The organism is Pseudomonas sp. TH41 (assembly GCF_016650695.1).
In the GTDB taxonomy this organism is placed as follows: Bacteria; Pseudomonadota; Gammaproteobacteria; order Pseudomonadales; family Pseudomonadaceae; genus Aquipseudomonas.
The window spans coordinates 2,142,408-2,160,831 of record NZ_JAEKFH010000003.1 but is presented as its reverse complement, the minus strand read 5'-3'; the positions used below and the strand labels follow the sequence as shown (position 1 = coordinate 2,160,831).

The following is an 18,424-nucleotide window of genomic DNA, read 5'->3' as shown; positions in this document are numbered from 1 at the left end:
ATTACTCGGCCATCGAAGAAGAACGGGAGGTAGGGATAGATGGAACCGGGTCATAACCACCGGGATTCCACGGATGACAGCGACCTAAACGACGAAAGGCCAGCCAGCCACCGCGCAGAAGGCCATGATTTTCTATGGCTTCTAACGCGTAGCAGGAACAACTGGGGTAGAAGCGACAGTGGTTGGCCATCAGAGGACTAATGGCATAGCGATAAAACTGGATCGGAACGAGTGCCAGTTTACGCATCGGGACTGTCTACCCCTACAGTTTCGGCTTTGACTGCTGGTACCGGCGTGCTACGTGCCAGACGCTTCCAGAGTTTGCCGAAATGCTGAATCAATTCGGGGTTTTCTACGTCACCCAAACCTTTGCGCGCGACGATTACGATGTCCCAACCGACCAGTGAATCCTGGTGCAGACGGAACGATTCGCGCATCAGACGTTTGAGGCGATTGCGCTCGACGGAGAGCTTTACGCTCTTTTTCCCGATAACCAGCCCGAGACGGGGGTGATCAAGATCGTTGTTGCGCGCAAGGAGCAGGAGATTTTTCCCCGGAACCTTGCCGGTAGGGGAGTCAAAGACTGCCTTGAAATGCCGGGGGGTAAGCAGACGCTTTTCCCGGCTGAAGTCCTGACTCACCTCCAGTGCCGGATTATCAAACTGCCAGACGCGCACGACCTTTGGCGCGACGACGCGACAGGACGGCACGACCGTTCTTGGTAGCCATGCGAGCACGGAAACCGTGGGTACGAGCGCGTTTGATAGTGCTTGGTTGGAAAGTACGTTTCATTGTCGTGTTACCTGGTTCGTCCACAACGGGCCGGAATGGCCCCCGTTTTAAGAGACCGGGGATTCTAGAGAAAGCAAGCCTCTAGGTCAATTTCCAACCAGCGTTTCCTTATAAATAGATCTCCAGCCGTTTTGCTCGCCTGCGGCCCTTCGCTAGATATAGAAATAAAGAAGGGAATTATTTAAAGCTTTTCTGTAAAGCTTATAAAAGCTAGGGCGGCCATCGTCTGTGGATAACTGTATTGGGGCCTTATAGAACGTGATGTACAGAGAATGACAACTACGGTGGAAAACGGTGGTCAGCCTGTGCTGCGCTGTCGGATAAGCTGTGTGTGAAACAGGTAGTTATCCACAAGCCAGTTATCCACCGAGTTTCCCCCCTACTTGTGCAACGACCTTAGGCCCGGTTATCCACAGAGCTTATGCACAGACCATTGGTCGCCTTTTTTCTCCGTAAAACGTTGATTCTTCTTAAAGGGTGACAAACCTACGTGTGGATAAGTCGGCGTCCGGTCGCTACAATGGCCGCTTGTTTTTGCCTCACCGGCTTTCAACTTAGGGGATATCCGTGTCAGTGGAACTTTGGCAGCAGTGCGTGGAGCTTTTGCGCGATGAGCTGCCTGCCCAACAATTCAACACTTGGATCCGTCCACTACAGGTCGAAGCCGAAGGCGACGAGTTGCGTGTCTACGCACCGAATCGTTTTGTTCTCGACTGGGTCAATGAAAAGTATCTGGGCCGCGTCCTTGAACTGCTGGATGAGCATGGCAATGGCTCGGCGCCTGCGCTTTCCTTATTAATAGGCAGCAAACGCAGTTCGGCACCGCGCGCCGCGCCAAACGCGCCGTTGGCCGCTGCGGCCTCCCAGGCTCAGGCTGCTCAAGTGCCTGTCAACTCTGCCCCCGCCCCGGTAGCCACTCAGACCAAGCGTTCGACACAAAAAATGGCCGAGGTCAGTGAAGAGCCGTCTCGCGACAGCTTCGACCCAATGGCCGGCGCCAGCTCGCAGCAAGCCCCGGTTCGTTCCGAGCAGCGCACCGTGCAGGTTGAAGGTGCGCTCAAGCACACCAGCTATCTGAACCGTACCTTCACCTTCGAGAACTTCGTTGAGGGTAAGTCCAACCAACTGGCCCGGGCCGCGGCGTGGCAAGTGGCGGACAACCCCAAGCATGGTTACAACCCGCTCTTCCTTTATGGCGGCGTTGGCCTGGGTAAAACCCACTTGATGCACGCTGTGGGTAACCACCTATTAAAGAAGAACCCGAATGCGAAGGTCGTGTACCTGCATTCCGAGCGTTTTGTGGCTGACATGGTCAAGGCGCTGCAACTGAACGCGATTAACGAGTTCAAGCGTTTCTACCGTTCGGTGGACGCGCTGCTGATCGATGACATTCAGTTCTTCGCCCGCAAGGAACGGTCCCAGGAAGAGTTTTTCCACACCTTCAACGCGTTGCTTGAAGGTGGCCAGCAGGTCATTCTCACGAGTGACCGCTATCCGAAAGAAATCGAAGGCCTTGAAGAGCGCCTCAAGTCCCGCTTTGGCTGGGGCCTGACGGTAGCCGTCGAGCCGCCGGAGCTGGAAACCCGTGTCGCGATCTTGATGAAGAAGGCTGATCAGGCCAAAGTCGATCTGCCCCACGACGCGGCGTTTTTCATTGCCCAACGTATTCGTTCCAACGTCCGTGAGCTGGAAGGCGCGCTCAAACGCGTCATCGCCCACTCGCACTTCATGGGCCGCGACATCACCATCGAGTTGATTCGCGAATCCCTGAAAGACTTGTTGGCACTGCAAGACAAACTGGTCTCTGTGGATAACATTCAGCGCACTGTCGCCGAGTACTACAAGATCAAGATCTCCGACCTGCTGTCCAAGCGTCGTTCGCGTTCGGTCGCCCGTCCACGTCAGGTGGCCATGGCTTTGTCCAAAGAGCTGACTAACCACAGCCTGCCAGAAATTGGCGATGTGTTTGGTGGCCGCGATCACACGACTGTTTTGCACGCCTGCCGCAAGATCAACGAACTTAAGGAATCCGACGCGGACATCCGCGAGGACTACAAGAACCTGCTGCGTACACTGACCACTTGATGAACACCAGCGCAGCTTATTAAGGCAAGGGACTAGACCATGCATTTCACCATTCAACGCGAAGCCCTGTTGAAACCCCTGCAACTGGTCGCAGGCGTCGTCGAGCGCCGACAGACCTTGCCGGTGCTCTCCAACGTGCTGCTGGTTGTCGAAGGCCAGCAACTGTCGCTGACCGGTACCGACCTGGAAGTCGAGCTGGTCGGTCGTGTGCAACTCGAAGAACCGGCTGATCCAGGTTCCATCACCGTGCCGGCGCGCAAGCTGATGGACATCTGCAAGAGCTTGCCGAACGACGCGCTGATCGACATCAAGGTCGACGAGCAGAAGTTGGTTGTGAAGGCTGGCCGTAGCCGCTTCACCCTGTCGACCCTGCCAGCGAACGATTTCCCGACTGTTGAAGAAGGTCCTGGTTCGCTGACCTGCAGCCTTGAGCAAAGCAAACTGCGTCGTTTGATCGAACGCACCAGCTTCGCCATGGCCCAGCAGGACGTGCGTTATTACCTCAACGGCATGTTGCTGGAAGTTTCGGCGGGGATTATTCGCGCCGTGGCCACAGACGGTCACCGTCTGGCCATGTGCTCGATGCAGGCTGATATCGGTCAACCGGATCGCCACCAGGTGATCGTGCCGCGCAAAGGTATCCTTGAGCTGGCGCGCCTGCTCACCGAGCCTGAGGGCCTCGTCAGCATCGTGTTGGGTCAACACCACATCCGTGCGACCACCGGCGAGTTCACCTTCACCTCGAAACTGGTCGACGGCAAATTCCCTGACTATGAGCGCGTTCTGCCTAAAGGCGGTGACAAGCTGGTGCTGGGTGATCGTCAGGCTCTGCGTGAAGCCTTCAGCCGCACCGCGATTCTGTCCAACGAGAAGTACCGTGGCATTCGTCTGCAACTGGCCAATGGCCAGCTGAAGATCCAGGCGAACAACCCGGAGCAGGAAGAAGCGGAAGAAGAAGTGGGCGTTGAATACAACGGCGGCAATCTGGAAATCGGCTTTAACGTAAGCTACCTGCTCGACGTGCTGGGCGTGATGACCACCGAGCAGGTTCGCCTGATCCTGTCCGACTCTAACAGCAGTGCGCTGGTGCAAGAGTCCGACAACGACGACTCGGCTTACGTTGTCATGCCGATGCGTCTGTAATCATGCTCAGCAGAAGCTAGATGTCCTTAAGTCGCGTCTCGGTCACCGCGGTGCGCAATCTGCACCCGGTGACCTTCTCCCCCTCCCCCCGCATCAACATTCTTTACGGCGCCAACGGCAGCGGCAAAACCAGTGTTCTGGAAGCCATACACCTGCTGGGGCTTGCCCGTTCGTTTCGTAGCACCCGTCTGTTGCCGGTCATCCAGTATGAGCAGCGTGCCTGTACTGTGTTTGGTCAGGTGGAGTTGGCTGAGGGGGGGCATAGCGCATTGGGTATTTCGCGCGACCGCCAAGGGGAGTTTCAGATCCGTATCGACGGGCAGAACGCCCGCAGCGCGGCGCAGCTCGCAGAGATCCTGCCATTGCAGTTGATCAACCCTGACAGCTTTCGCTTGCTGGAAGGCGCGCCGAAGATTCGTCGGCAGTTTCTCGACTGGGGCGTGTTCCACGTGGAACCGCGATTCATGTCCACTTGGCAGCGCTTGCAGAAGGCCCTGCGCCAGAGAAACTCTTGGCTGCGACATGGTACACTTGACGCCGTTTCGCAAGCGGTTTGGGACAGAGAACTGTGCCAGGCCAGCGCTGAAATAGATGAATACCGCCGCGCTTATATCAAAGCCTTGAAACCAGTCTTTGAACAGACCTTGAGCGAATTGGTTGAGCTTGAGGGTTTGACGCTCAGCTATTACCGAGGCTGGGACAAAGACCGGGAGTTGAGTGCAGTGCTCGCTGGGTCCGTTCAGCGGGATCAGCAAATGGGTCATACCCAGGCCGGACCACAACGCGCTGATTTGCGTCTTAGGTTGGGCGCACATAACGCTGCCGACATCTTGTCCCGCGGACAGCAGAAGTTGGTGGTCTGTGCATTGCGGATTGCCCAAGGGCATTTGGTGAGCCAGGCCCGACGCGGCCAGTGTATTTATCTGGTGGATGACTTGCCGTCCGAACTGGATGAGCAACACCGCCGTGCGCTTTGCCGCTTGCTGGAAGACTTACGCTGCCAGGTGTTTATCACCTGTGTAGATCACGAATTATTGAGGGAAGGCTGGCAGACGGAAACGCCAGTCGCTTTGTTCCACGTGGAACAGGGCCGTATCACCCAGACCCACGACCATCGGGAGTGAAGGCATTGAGCGAAGAAAATACGTACGACTCAACGAGCATTAAAGTGCTGAAAGGCCTGGATGCCGTACGCAAACGTCCCGGTATGTACATTGGTGACACCGACGATGGCAGCGGTCTGCACCACATGGTGTTCGAGGTGGTCGACAACTCGATCGACGAAGCTCTCGCCGGCCACTGCGACGACATCAGCATCATCATCCATCCGGACGAGTCCATCACCGTTCGCGACAACGGTCGTGGCATTCCGGTAGACGTGCACAAAGAAGAAGGCGTTTCGGCAGCCGAGGTCATCATGACCGTGCTGCACGCCGGCGGTAAGTTCGATGACAACTCCTACAAAGTATCCGGCGGGTTGCACGGTGTAGGTGTGTCGGTTGTGAACGCCCTGTCTGAAGAGTTGGTCCTGACCGTTCGCCGTAGCGGCAAGATCTGGGAACAGACGTATATCCACGGTGTTCCGAAAGAACCGATGAAAATCGTCGGTGAAAGTGAATCCACCGGTACCCAGATCCACTTCAAACCGTCCGACCTGACCTTCAAGAACATCCACTTCAGCTGGGACATCCTGGCCAAGCGGATTCGTGAACTGTCCTTCCTCAACTCCGGTGTCGGCATCGTCCTCAAGGACGAGCGCAGCGGCAAGGAAGAGCTGTTCAAATACGAAGGCGGCCTGCGTGCATTCGTTGAGTACCTGAACACCAACAAGACGCCGGTCAACCAGGTGTTCCACTTCAACATCCAGCGTGAAGACGGCATCGGCGTGGAAATCGCCCTGCAGTGGAACGACAGCTTCAACGAGAACCTGTTGTGCTTCACCAACAACATTCCGCAGCGCGATGGCGGTACTCACCTGGTGGGTTTCCGTTCCGCACTGACGCGTAACCTGAACACCTACATCGAAGCCGAAGGCCTGGCGAAGAAGCACAAAGTCGCCACCACCGGTGACGATGCCCGCGAAGGCCTGACCGCGATCATTTCGGTGAAAGTGCCGGATCCGAAGTTCAGCTCCCAGACCAAAGACAAGCTGGTTTCTTCCGAAGTGAAGACTGCGGTCGAACAGGAAATGGGCAAGTACTTCTCCGACTTCCTGTTGGAAAACCCGAACGAAGCCAAACTGGTCGTTGGCAAGATGATCGACGCGGCTCGCGCTCGTGAAGCGGCACGTAAAGCCCGTGAGATGACCCGTCGCAAAGGCGCGCTGGATATTGCCGGCCTGCCGGGCAAACTGGCTGACTGCCAGGAAAAAGACCCTGCCCTCTCCGAACTGTACCTCGTGGAAGGTGACTCTGCTGGCGGCTCCGCCAAGCAGGGACGTAACCGCAAGACCCAGGCCATCCTGCCGCTGAAAGGCAAGATCCTGAACGTCGAGAAGGCGCGTTTCGACAAGATGATCTCTTCGCAGGAAGTGGGCACCTTGATCACCGCGCTGGGCTGTGGCATTGGCCGCGACGAGTACAACATCGCGAAGCTGCGTTACCACAACATCATCATCATGACCGATGCTGACGTCGACGGTTCGCACATCCGTACCCTGCTGCTGACTTTCTTCTTCCGTCAGTTGCCAGAGCTGATCGAACGCGGCTACATCTACATCGCTCAGCCACCGCTGTACAAGGTCAAGAAAGGCAAGCAAGAGCAATACATCAAAGACGACGACGCCATGGAAGAGTACATGACGCAGTCGGCCCTGGAAGATGCAAGCCTGCACCTGAACGAGGAAGCCCCGGGTATTTCCGGACCGGCACTCGAGCGCCTGGTGAATGACTTCCGTCTGGTGATGAAAACCCTCAAGCGTCTGTCGCGCCTGTACCCGCAGGAGTTGACCGAACACTTCATCTATCTGCCAGCAGTGAGCATGGAGCAACTGTCCGATCACGCAGCGATGCAGGATTGGATGGCCAAGTACGAAGTCCGTCTGCGCACCGTCGAGAAGTCCGGCCTGGTCTACAAAGCCAGCCTGCGTGAAGACCGTGAACGTAACGTCTGGCTGCCAGAGGTCGAACTGATCTCCCACGGCTTGTCGAACTACATCACCTTCAACCGCGACTTCTTCGGCAGCAACGATTACAAGACGGTTGTCTCCCTGGGCGCTCAACTGAGCACCTTGCTGGACGACGGCGCGTACATCCAGCGCGGCGAGCGCAAGAAGCCGGTCACCGAGTTCAAGGAAGCACTTGAATGGCTGATGGCTGAAAGCACCAAGCGTCACACCATCCAGCGATACAAAGGTCTGGGTGAAATGAACCCGGATCAGCTGTGGGAAACCACCATGGACCCAAGCCAGCGCCGGATGCTCAAAGTGACCATCGAAGACGCCATTGGCGCGGACCAGATCTTCAACACCTTGATGGGTGATGCGGTCGAACCTCGTCGTGACTTCATCGAAAGCAACGCCCTGGCGGTTTCCAACCTGGACTTCTGATTCAGCGAACCCGTCAGACAAAAAGGCCAACGCTTAAACGTTGGCCTTTTTTATTACCTGCGATTTTCGGCCAATTATTCGGTCACAGCCGCCACACTCTCCAACCGATACCCATACCCATAAATCGTACGCAACTGCCAACTACGGTCAGCGGTGAGTCCCAGTTTGTTTCGCAGGCGATAGATGTGCGTATCCAACGGTCGGGAAGACTCCACTTCTTCGTGGGGCCAGAACCGCGCATAAAGGTATTCGCGAGACAGCGGTCGACCCAAATGAGTGAACAGGCAACGAGCGAGGCGATACTCCCGTTCGGTCATGGCAATGGGGACCCCGGCACGGGTGACAGTCAGTTCAGCGTCGTCAAACACCAGATCATTGAAGCTTAATACTTCGCCAGCCGTTCCGCGCAGCTGACTATGCCGGCGCAACACCGCTGCGACCCGGGCTTTCAATTCATTGGGACGAAATGGCTTGCTGACGTAGTCGTCGGCCCCTGCATTCAATGCCTGGACGATGTCACTCTCGGCATCGCGACTGGTGAGCATGATCGTGGCGGGTGGCGCTTCCAAGTGTTCGCGGGTCCAGCTCAGCAGCTCAAGACCGCTGAGCTCCGGAAGCTGCCAGTCGAGGATCAGCAGGTCGAACGTTTCCCGGCGCAGCTGGAGCAACAGGTCCTCTCCCCGCTCGAAGCTGTGCAATGACCAGGCGTCGTCACCCGCTTCGGGCATCTGCAGCAGCGTCTGCTCCACCCGCCGCAGTTCGGCGGGTTCGTCGTCCAGTATCGCGATCTGCATGTGCGGTCATTCCTTGGCTCGGGGAGCAGCGGTCCGCTGTTATTAAGACAATAGCGACTCGGCGGGAGGAGTAAAGAAAGCGGCCCGCCGTTGGTCCGCTATGATTTCACTCATCCCTTCAGACCTGTGACCCATGAACGACATTCGCTGTTCCTTCAGTGATAGCCATGATGAATGATCGCCTCCAGGACATCCGCGAGACGACTCAAGTCCAACGGCTGTTCCGGCAGTTGGTGCGCGAGTGGTTGTGGATAAGCTTAGTGCTGGTGCCGGTGACTGCGCTGCTGTCCTATAGCATTCAAGTTAACTTGAACGATGACACGCCTGCCTTCGGGGCTTCGCTCTCAGTGGCACTGGTGATCTGTGTACTTGGATTGCTGTTGTGGTTACCGCGCCTGGCGCTTTGGATGACGCTCGCGGGCATTGGCTCTGCGTTGCTGGCGAGTGCCGGTCTGGTAGAGCTCCAGCGTTGGTGGTCACCGACCCCCAGCATGCTGGGTATGCTGCTGGGTTATCTGATCTGGAACTGGCGGCGCCTAAGCGTGGTGTTGACCTATTTCGGGTGGGAGTTGGCGCGCCTGGACAGCGAACCGAAAATCTTCCCTGAACGCCCCCGTACGCACTTCCCCACCGGTGACCGTTTGCAAGGCCAGGTCATAGCGCTTGAGCAAGCGATGAGCCTGACCCGAGACACCCATCGTTTCATTGCGGACGGGCTGGAGTATCTGCCGGTCGCGACGCTGATCAGCGACCCGAAGGGGCGAATCCTGTTGGGCAACCGTAAGTCCCGCGAATTATTTTCCAGTGATTTGGTGGGCGATGACGTACTGGATCGATTGGCACAATTGGGGTATCCGGCATTGACTCAAGGGGGGCCTGCTCTGTTATCCCAGCTGCCGCTGCTGGAGTTCCGCGACGTCAAAGAGCGCAGCCTGCGGCTAGAGCGCGCGCCCTTGCTGCCGGTGGACGGGGACGCGCCGGTGGGTTGGTTATTGAGCCTGACCGACCTGAGTGTCGAGCGCGATGCGGAGGAGCAACGCGCCGTGTTGTTGCGCTTCTTGTCCCATGACCTGCGGGCGCCCCACTCGGCGATCCTGGCATTGCTTGATGTGCACCGGCATCAGGTCGGTGGGGACCTGCAGCTGTTCGATCAGATTGAGCTTCAGGTGCGCCGGGCCCTGGACCTGACGGACGGCTTCGTGCAATTGGCCAAGGCCGAGTCTGAAGCCTATCGGTATCAGCCGAGCTTGTTTGCAATGCTCGTGCTGGACGTGTTCGATCAGGCGCTGAGCATCGCGCAGATGAAGCAAATTGAGTTGGTCCATGATGTTGAAGAACAGGCGCAGGAAAGCTTGATCATGGCGGATCAGGCGCTGCTGACCCGGGCGTTGTTCAATTTGCTGGAAAACGCCGTCAAGTACAGCAATTCCGGTACGCGTATCCGCTTGCAGGTTCGAACCAGCGAGGGCTGGTTAATCTGCGACCTCACTGATCAGGGCAAAGGCATCGCCGCCGAAGAATTACCTGAACTGTTTAGCCAGTATCGACGCTTTTCTTCAGCACAAGGCATCGATGGGGTGGGGTTGGGCTTGTCGATGGTGAAGGCGGTGGTGGATCGTCATGGCGGGCGAATTGAATGCCAAAGCGTCGTTGGCCAAGGCACGCGATTCAGTCTGCACTTCCCGCTGTTCGAAGAATGAAACACATAAAAAAACCGGCTATATCAGCCGGTTTTTTTGCGCCCGAAAAAAACTTATGCACCTTTTTCGCCGTTTTATGAGTTTATGAAATATGTATATAAATCATTAACTTAAAAACAAAATACGACGCTTTTCAGGAAAACGGTACACAGGTTATCCACAGAATCTCAGACAGCCACTTGATCATTCGCAGCCGGGGCTTGTGGCGCCGGTGGAAGCGACCCCATTTCCCGCTGCATGTTCTCGTTCCAGGCTTGAACCCGGTCGTTCAATGCGGCAATGGCTCGAGGCCCACTGCCTTCTGGGTACATGGGTTCACCGATGATCACGGTGATCACGCCCTGCTTCTTTGCCCAACCGGTTTTCGGCCAGAACTTGCCGGCATTGTGCGCAATCGGCAGCACCGGAAGCTCGGCGTTGACCGCTAAAGCGGTGCCTCCGCGAGAGAATTTTCCGACGGTGCCGTAGGGAACTCGCGTTCCTTCAGGGAAGATCAGCACCCAGACGCCATCCTTGAGCAACTCATCGCCTTTCTTAGCCACATGCTTGAGCGCGGCCTTCGGATTGTCACGGTCGATGGCGATCGGTCGCAACATGGCCATGGCCCAACCGAAGAAGGGTACAAAAAGCAACGAGCGCTTCAGTACCTGGCTCAATGGTTGGAAGTAGGCCGAGAGAAAGAACGTTTCCCAGGTGCTCTGGTGATTCGACTGAATCACGCAGGGCTGATCGGGCACGTTCTCGGCGCCTTTGACTTCGTAACGGATGCCTAGAAAGACCTTACTGAGCCACAAGGCGCATCGGCACCAATACACATTGATGAAGCGATAACGCGCCTTGAAGGGCAAAAACGGTGCGATAAAAAAGCTCAGGCTGCACCACAGCAAAGAGCTGGTGCCCAGCAACAGGTAAAAGAGGAAAGTTCTAATGGCCTGCAGTATCGACATGGCGACGTTTACCGTTGCGGGCAATGCCCGCCTATTCAAGCGCACCCCCGATCAATCCTTTGTCAGGAATCTTCAGAAGCACTCTAATTGTGGATAAGTTCTGCGGCAATCGCCGCCAGATCGTCAAAAATCAAGGTGCCTGCCGGTAGGGTCTTGCCCAGAGTCTTTTCGCCTTTCCCGGTCTTTACCAAAACTGGCTGAGAATCGACGGCTTTGGCGGCTTCCAGGTCACCGAGACTGTCGCCGACGAACCATAGATTAGTCAGCGATACGTTGTAATACGCGGCGATGGTTTTCAACATCCCGGGTTTCGGCTTGCGGCAATCGCAGCCTTCGTCTGGCCCGTGCGGGCAATAGACGATCAGCCCGACCTCACCACCCTGCTCTACCACCAACGAGCGCAAGCGCTCGTGCATGGCGTCCAGGGTAGCGATGTCGTAATAGCCGCGAGCGATGCCCGACTGGTTGGTAGCGACCGCTACCGTCCAGCCGGCCTTGCTTAACTGCGCGATGGCTGCGATCGAACCCGGCAGCGGAATCCACTCATCCACCGACTTGATGTAAGCGTCGGAGTCGTAATTGATCACACCGTCCCGATCGAGAATCAGCAGTTTCAACAGCAGCCCCTCAACCCAGCAGCGAGATGTCGGCGACGCCGAGGAACAGCCCACGCAGACGCGCCAGCAGCGCATAACGGTTGGCGCGAACCTTGGCATCTTCCGCGTTGACCATCACCGCTTCGAAGAACGCATCCACCGGCTCACGCAAGGCAGCCAGGCGCGCCAGGGATTCGCTGTATTGACGCGCGGCGGCCATTGGCTGCACAGCCTGGTCCGCTTGCTGGATCGCCGAATACAGGGAAAACTCGTTAGCGTTATCGAAGTACTTGGCTTCAACGACCGAAGGAACAGAGCCTTCTACCTTGCTCAGCAAGTTCGAAACGCGCTTGTTCACCGCGGCCAGTGCAGCGGCTTCCGGCAATTTGCGGAACGCCTCTACCGCTTGTACGCGCTGGTCGAAGTCCAGCGCCGAACCCGGTTTCAGGGCGCGGACCGACAAGTAAGTCCCGACGTCGACCCCTTCGTCTTCGTAACGGGCACGCAGACGGTCGAAGATGAACTCCAGCACCGAGTCGTTAAGGCCGGCAGCCTTGACCTTGGCACCGAACGCATTCACGGCAAACGCCACGGCGTCGTTCAGGTCGAGGTCGAGTTTCTTGTCGATCAGGATCCGCAACACACCCAGCGCAGCGCGGCGAAGGGCATACGGGTCTTTGCTACCGGTCGGCAGCATGCCGATGCCGAAGATACCGACCAGCGTGTCGAGTTTGTCGGCGATGGCCACGGCCGCACCGGTCAGGGTGGTCGGCAGTTCAGCGCCGGCACCGCGAGGCATGTACTGCTCGTTCAGCGCCAGGGCCACCTCTTCCGGCTCGCCGTCGTTGAGGGCGTAGTAGTAACCGGCGACACCTTGCATCTCCGGGAACTCACCGACCATCTCGGTCGCCAGGTCGCACTTGGACAGCAGGCCGGCACGGGAAGCCCAGGCTGCGTTGCCACCAATACGTTGAGCGATGAACGCGGCGAGTTTGGAAACGCGCTCGGCCTTGTCGTAGACGCTGCCGAGTTTTTCCTGGAACACCACGTTTTGCAGACGCAGGTTGAAGTCTTCGAGTTTCTGCTTCTTGTCTTGCTTGAAGAAGAACTCGGCGTCGGTCAGGCGTGGGCGAACCACTTTCTCGTTACCGGCGATGATTTGCTGCGGGTCTTTGCTTTCGATGTTGGCCACGGTAATGAAACGTGGCAGCAACTTGCCCTCGGCATCCAGCAGGCAGAAATACTTCTGGTTGTCCTGCATGGTGGTGATCAGGGCTTCTTGCGGCACGTCGAGGAAACGCTCCTCGAACGAGCACACCAACGGCACCGGCCATTCAACCAGCGCGGTCACTTCGTCAAGCAAGGCCGGAGGAACGATCGCCGTCCCTTCCTGCATCGTTGCCAGCTCTTCGGTGCGCTTGCTGATCAACTCGCGACGCTCGTTGGAGTCGGCCAGTACGTAAGCGGCACGCAGGTCGGCCAGGTAATTGGCCGGCGAGGTGATGCGTACGCTTTCCGGGTGATGGAAGCGGTGACCACGGGAGTCGCGCCCCGCCTTCTGGGCGAGGATCGTGCAGTCGATAACCTGATCACCGAGCAGCATCACCAGCCACTGGGTCGGGCGAACGAATTCTTCCTTGCGGGCACCCCAGCGCATGCGCTTGGGGATAGGCAGGTCATTCAGGGAATCTTCGACGATGGTCGGCAACAGGCTCGCGGTCGGCTTGCCGGCAATGCTTTGGCTGTAGCGCAGTTTCGCGCCGCTCTGGTCGATTTCACTCAGGTCGACGCCGCACTTCTTGGCGAAGCCCAGTGCCGCTTGCGTCGGGTTGCCTTCGGCATCGAACGCGGCCTGACGTGGCGGGCCATCGAGGTTGATGCTGCGATCGGGCTGCTGGGTCGACAGCGCGGTGATCAGCACAGCCAGACGACGCGGCGCGGCGTAGACGGTTTTGGTCTCGTAGTTCAGGCCAGCGGCTTGCAGGCCTTTGTCGATACCGGCCAGGAACGCCTCAGCCAAGGTGTTCAGGGCTTTGGGTGGCAGTTCTTCAGTGCCCAGTTCAACCAGAAAATCCAGAGCACTCATTGTGCAGCCTCCAGCTTAGCCAACACTTCATCACGCAGGTCCGGGGTCGCCATCGGGAAGCCCAGCTTGGCGCGAGCCAGCAGGTAGGCTTGCGCAACGGAACGCGCCAGGGTGCGCACTCGCAGAATGTATTGCTGACGCGCGGTTACCGAGATTGCCCGGCGCGCATCCAGCAGGTTGAAGGTGTGGGAGGCCTTCAACACCATTTCGTAGCTTGGCAACGGCAGCGGCTGGTCGAGTTCGATCAGGCGCTTGGCTTCGCTTTCGTAGAAGTCGAACAATTCGAACAGCTTCTCGACGTTGGCGTGTTCGAAGTTGTAGGTCGACTGCTCCACTTCGTTCTGGTGGAACACGTCGCCATAAGTGACTTTGCCGAACGGACCGTCAGCCCAGACCAGGTCGTAGACCGAGTCCACGCCTTGCAGGTACATGGCCAGACGCTCAAGACCGTAGGTGATCTCGCCGGTCACCGGGTAGCACTCGATGCCGCCCGCTTGCTGGAAGTAAGTGAACTGCGTCACTTCCATGCCGTTGAGCCAGACTTCCCAGCCCAGACCCCAGGCGCCCAGTGTCGGCGACTCCCAGTTGTCTTCCACGAAGCGAATGTCGTGGACCAACGGGTCCAGGCCGACGTGCTTGAGGGAGCCCAGGTACAGTTCCTGGAAGTTATCCGGGTTCGGCTTCAGGACAACCTGAAACTGGTAGTAGTGCTGCAGACGGTTCGGGTTTTCGCCGTAGCGGCCGTCAGTCGGGCGACGACTGGGCTGCACATAAGCGGCGTTCCAGGTTTCCGGGCCAATGGCGCGCAGAAACGTGGCCGTGTGGAAAGTCCCGGCGCCTACTTCCATATCGTAGGGCTGAAGTACCACGCAACCTTGCTCGGCCCAGTATTGCTGGAGCGCGAGGATCAAGTCTTGGAAGGTACGCACGGCTGGCGTAGGCTGGCTCACGAAATTCACCTGTTTCTTGGGCTGCGATTTAAAGAGCGGGAGTATACCCGATTCATTGCTGCGCACGCCCCCTGGAGCCTTATGCCACGCTGCTTTTGGTGTTCCGAAGATCCGCTGTACATGGCTTATCACGATCAGGAGTGGGGCACGCCGCTACGCGATGCGCAGGGATTGTTCGAGTTGCTTTTGCTCGAAGGGTTCCAGGCCGGCCTCTCCTGGATCACTGTGCTGCGAAAACGTGAGCGTTATCGTGAGGCGCTGTTCGGCTTCGACGTACAACGCGTGGCGCAGATGAGCGACGCCGAAATCGATGAATTGATGCTCGATCCGGGCATTATCCGCAACCGCCTCAAACTCAATGCGGCCCGGCGTAATGCCCAGGCCTGGCTGGCGCTGGAGGACCCTGTGGAGTTTCTCTGGTCGTTCGTCGGTGGCAAGCCTGTGATCAATCATTTCAAGGATCGCACCGAAGTCCCGGCGGTCACGCCCGTCGCCGTGGAAATGAGCAAAGGCCTGAAAAAGGCCGGTTTCACGTTCGTCGGTCCGACCATTTGCTACGCGCTGATGCAGGCCTCGGGCATGGTCATGGATCACACTCAGGATTGCGATCGCTACGCGACATTGGCCAACGGCGGTTAGAATAGCCGCCTCGCGCACAGCACAAGATCAGGAGTGACCTGTGGATAAGTTTAAAGGCGCCTTGCTGGTAGGCGCTCTTCGGCTGTTTGCCCTGCTCCCGTGGCGGGCAGTGCAGGCCGTGGGCTCGGCCATTGGCTGGGTGATGTGGAAAACCCCTAACCGTTCCCGTGACGTGGTGCGGATCAATCTGTCCAAGTGCTTCCCGGACATGGACCCGGTTGAGCGTGAGCGCCTGGTTGGCCAGAGCCTCAAAGACATCGGCAAGTCCCTGACTGAAAGCGCCTGCGCCTGGATCTGGCCGGCTCAGCGCTCTATTGATCTGGTGCGCGAAGTCGAAGGCCTCGACGTATTAAAGGACGCACTCGCTTCTGGCAAAGGCGTGGTCGGGATCACCAGTCACCTGGGCAACTGGGAAGTGTTGAACCACTTCTATTGCAGCCAGTGCAAGCCGATCATTTTTTACCGTCCGCCAAAGTTGAAGGCGGTGGATGAATTGCTGCGCAAGCAACGCGTGCAACTGGGTAACAGAGTCGCCGCTTCCACCAAGGAAGGCATCCTCAGTGTGATCAAGGAAGTGCGCAAAGGTGGTGCAGTGGGCATTCCCGCTGACCCGGAACCGGCCGAATCCGCCGGGATCTTTGTGCCGTTCTTTGCTACTCAGGCGCTGACCAGCAAGTTTGTACCTAACATGTTGGCCGGCGGCAAGGCGGTAGGGGTGTTTCTGCACGCCCTGCGACTGCCGGATGGTTCGGGCTACAAAGTGATCCTAGAAGCTGCGCCAGAGGCCATGTACAGCACCGATACCGAGACCTCCTGCGCCGCCATGAGCCAGGTCGTCGAGCGCTACGTGCGGGCGTATCCGAGCCAATACATGTGGAGCATGAAGCGCTTCAAGAAGCGGCCGCCGGGCGAAGAGCGCTGGTATTGATGCACTTGGCACGCTCTGTGGATAACTTGTAGGAGCGAGCTCGCTCGCGATGGTCTTGAGGGCGCCGCGTTTCGCCCATGCAGCATTCGTTAGCGTTCACGTTCATCGCGAGCAAGCTCGCTCCTACAATAAAAGGGCGCAGAAGATGTCCGAACACCGCAAATCGTTTCCCATCAAGATCAGCCATGAAAGCTTCGGTGAGTGCCTGGGCCAGACCCGTAACCTCTCGACCACGGGTGTCTACGTCAAGCATTCGGGCCTGTCATCTTTACCAAAGGGTGCAGTGGTCTTTGGTCAGGTGCAGGGTTTACCCACAGGCGCGCCGCGGGTTCGCATGGAAGTGGTGCAGGTGGATGCCGAAGGGATTGGCTTGCGGTATCTCTAATCAGAGCGCCTGACGATCGAGCTTTTTGAGAAACACCGTCATTTCCTTCTCCGCCTGCTTGTCGCCATGGGTGCGAGCGGCTTCCACACCCTGTTCCCACGCCTGACGCGCCGCCGGATAGTCCGCCAGCGCCAGATGGGCCTTGCCCAACAGCTTCCAGGCGGCCGAGTACTTTGGGTCGAACTCGACGCAGCGCTGGAAATGCTCGGCGGCCTTGGCGTTTTCCCCAAGATCCAGATAACCCTTGCCCAGTCCGAAGCGCAGCAATGAGTTATCCACACCCTTGGCGAGAATTTTTTCCAGGGATTCGAGCATGGTTGGATTTCCTTTAATGCAGCGAAGATCAAAAGATCGCAGCCTTCGGCAGCTCCTACAGAGATCGGCGTAGGAGCTGCCGAAGGCTGCGATCTTGGCGATTTATGCAACACCCAGCATCTGGATCAGAAGAAGCTCAACCCCACATGAAACAGCTTCTCCACATCCCGGATATGCTTCTTATCCACAAGGAACAAAATCACATGATCACCCGCAGCGATCACCGTATCGTCATGCGCAATGATCACCTCTTCATCACGAATGATCGCGCCAATCGTGGTGCCCGGCGGCAAACCAATATGCTCGATGGCCTTGCCAATCACCTTGCTCGACTTCGCATCGCCATGGGCAATCGCCTCGATGGCTTCCGCCGCACCCCGGCGCAATGAATGCACACTGACGATATCGCCACGACGCACATGGGCCAGCAAGGTACCGATGGTCGCCAGTTGCGGGCTGATCGCGATGTCGATGTCGCCACCCTGGATCAAATCAACGTAAGCCGGGTTGTTGATGATTGTCATCACCTTCTTCGCGCCCAGCCGTTTGGCCAGCAGCGAGGACATGATGTTGGCTTCGTCGTCGTTGGTCAGGGCCAGGAAGAGGTCCGCATCGGCGATGTTCTCCTCCAGCAATAGATCACGGTCCGAGGCGCTGCCCTGCAACACCACGGTGCTGTCCAGGGTGTCTGAAAGGTGGCGGCAGCGTGCCGGGTTCATCTCAATAATTTTTACTTGGTAGCGGCTTTCGATGGCCTCGGCCAGGCGTTCACCGATCTGCCCGCCACCGGCGATGACGATGCGTTTGTAGGTTTCATCCAGGCGGCGCATTTCGCTCATCACCGCACGAATATTCGCTTTGGCCGCGATGAAAAAGACTTCGTCGTCTGCCTCGATGACCGTGTCACCTTGGGGCAAAATCGGTCGGTCACGACGAAAAATCGCCGCGACGCGGGTTTCGACGTTCGGCATATGCTCGCGCAATTGCCGCAGTTGCTGACCTACCAGCGGTCCGCCGTAATAGGCCTTCACCGCCACCAATTGCGCCTTGCCTTCGGCGAAGTCAATCACCTGCAATGCACCCGGATGCTGGATCAGGCGCTTGATGTAGTTGGTGACCACTTGTTCCGGGCTGATCAGTACGTCCACGGGAATCGCTTCGTTATCGAACAGCTCGGAGCGAGTGAGGTAGGCGGCTTCGCGGACCCGGGCGATTTTGGTCGGGGTGTGAAACAGCGTGTGAGCGACCTGACAGGCAACCATGTTGGTTTCGTCGCTGTTGGTCACCGCCACCAGCATGTCGGCGTCGTCCGCGCCCGCCTGACGCAGCACGGTCGGCAGCGAGCCTCGGCCCTGCACGGTGCGGATGTCCAATCGATCACCGAGATCGCGCAGGCGTTCGCCGTCAGTGTCGACCACGGTAATGTCGTTAGCCTCGCTGGCCAAATGTTCAGCCAGTGAACCGCCGACCTGCCCCGCACCGAGGATGATGATTTTCATCCAGTCACTCCATTGAAT

Annotated in this window: 18 protein-coding genes; 8 read left to right on the top strand and 10 right to left on the bottom strand. The window is 57.8% G+C overall.

Annotated elements, in window-relative coordinates; translation table 11 throughout:
• Position 1: 1 nt before the first annotated feature.
• Genes yidD through rpmH form a run of 3 tightly spaced genes read right to left on the bottom strand, consistent with a single transcriptional unit; the run spans position 2 to position 792 of the window.
• The gene (gene yidD / locus JFU37_RS12490) at positions 2–247 is read right to left on the bottom strand and encodes a membrane protein insertion efficiency factor YidD (RefSeq protein ID WP_201115586.1); all 246 of its coding nucleotides are present in this window, start codon (positions 245–247) and stop codon (positions 2–4) included.
• Positions 240–641 carry a ribonuclease P protein component gene (gene rnpA / locus JFU37_RS12485; RefSeq protein WP_201116479.1) on the bottom strand — a complete coding sequence of 134 codons (402 nt, stop codon included), beginning with the start codon at positions 639–641 and terminating at the stop codon, positions 240–242. Before rnpA ends, yidD begins: the two co-directional genes overlap by 8 nt.
• 16 nt (positions 642–657) lie before the next feature.
• The gene (rpmH, locus tag JFU37_RS12480) at positions 658–792 is read right to left on the bottom strand and encodes a 50S ribosomal protein L34 (protein WP_003213577.1); all 135 of its coding nucleotides are present in this window, start codon (positions 790–792) and stop codon (positions 658–660) included.
• Positions 793–1,359: 567 nt separating this feature from the next.
• Here rpmH and dnaA point away from each other — a divergent pair.
• Genes dnaA through gyrB form a run of 4 tightly spaced genes read left to right on the top strand, consistent with a single transcriptional unit; the run spans position 1,360 to position 7,567 of the window.
• Positions 1,360–2,877, top strand: coding sequence for a chromosomal replication initiator protein DnaA (dnaA, locus tag JFU37_RS12475; RefSeq protein ID WP_201115585.1), 1,518 nt, complete (start codon positions 1,360–1,362; stop codon positions 2,875–2,877).
• Between the two features lie 39 nt (positions 2,878–2,916).
• Positions 2,917–4,020, top strand: coding sequence for a DNA polymerase III subunit beta (dnaN, locus tag JFU37_RS12470; protein ID WP_201115584.1), 1,104 nt, complete (start codon positions 2,917–2,919; stop codon positions 4,018–4,020).
• Positions 4,021–4,040: 20 nt separating this feature from the next.
• The gene (gene recF / locus JFU37_RS12465; protein ID WP_201115583.1) at positions 4,041–5,144 is read left to right on the top strand and encodes a DNA replication/repair protein RecF; all 1,104 of its coding nucleotides are present in this window, start codon (positions 4,041–4,043) and stop codon (positions 5,142–5,144) included.
• Between the two features lie 5 nt (positions 5,145–5,149).
• A complete protein-coding gene (gene gyrB / locus JFU37_RS12460) occupies positions 5,150–7,567 on the top strand; it encodes a DNA topoisomerase (ATP-hydrolyzing) subunit B (protein WP_201115582.1) in 2,418 nt (805 codons plus the stop codon).
• A 74-nt stretch (positions 7,568–7,641) separates the two neighbouring features.
• On the opposite strand, the gene JFU37_RS12455 is transcribed toward gyrB, so the two are convergent.
• On the bottom strand, positions 7,642–8,361 hold the full coding sequence (locus JFU37_RS12455; protein WP_201115581.1) for a response regulator transcription factor: 720 nt from the start codon (positions 8,359–8,361) through the stop codon (positions 7,642–7,644).
• A gap of 170 nt (positions 8,362–8,531) precedes the next feature.
• On the opposite strand from JFU37_RS12455, the gene JFU37_RS12450 reads away from it, so the two are divergent.
• Entirely contained in the window at positions 8,532–10,061 is a 1,530-nt protein-coding gene (locus tag JFU37_RS12450) for a sensor histidine kinase (protein WP_446739215.1), read from the top strand.
• A gap of 167 nt (positions 10,062–10,228) precedes the next feature.
• Here JFU37_RS12450 and JFU37_RS12445 read toward each other — a convergent pair whose 3' ends face one another.
• The 4 genes from JFU37_RS12445 to glyQ form a co-directional block, all read right to left on the bottom strand.
• Complete coding sequence (locus JFU37_RS12445; RefSeq protein WP_201115579.1) at positions 10,229–11,008, bottom strand: lysophospholipid acyltransferase family protein; 780 nt, start codon at positions 11,006–11,008, stop codon at positions 10,229–10,231.
• A gap of 83 nt (positions 11,009–11,091) precedes the next feature.
• Positions 11,092–11,631 carry a D-glycero-beta-D-manno-heptose 1,7-bisphosphate 7-phosphatase gene (gene gmhB, locus JFU37_RS12440; protein WP_201116477.1) on the bottom strand — a complete coding sequence of 180 codons (540 nt, stop codon included), beginning with the start codon at positions 11,629–11,631 and terminating at the stop codon, positions 11,092–11,094.
• A gap of 4 nt (positions 11,632–11,635) precedes the next feature.
• Complete coding sequence (glyS, locus tag JFU37_RS12435) at positions 11,636–13,690, bottom strand: glycine--tRNA ligase subunit beta (RefSeq protein WP_201115578.1); 2,055 nt, start codon at positions 13,688–13,690, stop codon at positions 11,636–11,638.
• On the bottom strand, positions 13,687–14,640 hold the full coding sequence (gene glyQ, locus JFU37_RS12430) for a glycine--tRNA ligase subunit alpha (protein ID WP_003213601.1): 954 nt from the start codon (positions 14,638–14,640) through the stop codon (positions 13,687–13,689). Before glyQ ends, glyS begins: the two co-directional genes overlap by 4 nt.
• A gap of 81 nt (positions 14,641–14,721) precedes the next feature.
• Here glyQ and tag point away from each other — a divergent pair, with 81 nt between their 5' ends.
• The 3 genes from tag to JFU37_RS12415 all read left to right on the top strand — a co-directional run bounded on the left by tag (position 14,722) and on the right by JFU37_RS12415 (position 16,592).
• Entirely contained in the window at positions 14,722–15,279 is a 558-nt protein-coding gene (gene tag, locus JFU37_RS12425; RefSeq protein ID WP_201115577.1) for a DNA-3-methyladenine glycosylase I, read from the top strand.
• A 40-nt stretch (positions 15,280–15,319) separates the two neighbouring features.
• Positions 15,320–16,207 (top strand): lysophospholipid acyltransferase, encoded by an 888-nt coding sequence (locus JFU37_RS12420; protein ID WP_201115576.1) that lies wholly within the window; start codon positions 15,320–15,322, stop codon positions 16,205–16,207.
• A gap of 145 nt (positions 16,208–16,352) precedes the next feature.
• On the top strand, positions 16,353–16,592 hold the full coding sequence (locus tag JFU37_RS12415) for a PilZ domain-containing protein (RefSeq protein ID WP_201115575.1): 240 nt from the start codon (positions 16,353–16,355) through the stop codon (positions 16,590–16,592).
• Here JFU37_RS12415 and JFU37_RS12410 read toward each other — a convergent pair whose 3' ends face one another.
• Together JFU37_RS12410 and trkA are read right to left on the bottom strand one after the other, a co-directional pair.
• Entirely contained in the window at positions 16,593–16,907 is a 315-nt protein-coding gene (locus JFU37_RS12410; protein WP_201115574.1) for a tetratricopeptide repeat protein, read from the bottom strand.
• A 125-nt stretch (positions 16,908–17,032) separates the two neighbouring features.
• The gene (trkA, locus tag JFU37_RS12405; protein WP_201115573.1) at positions 17,033–18,406 is read right to left on the bottom strand and encodes a Trk system potassium transporter TrkA; all 1,374 of its coding nucleotides are present in this window, start codon (positions 18,404–18,406) and stop codon (positions 17,033–17,035) included.
• Positions 18,407–18,424: the final 18 nt, after the last annotated feature.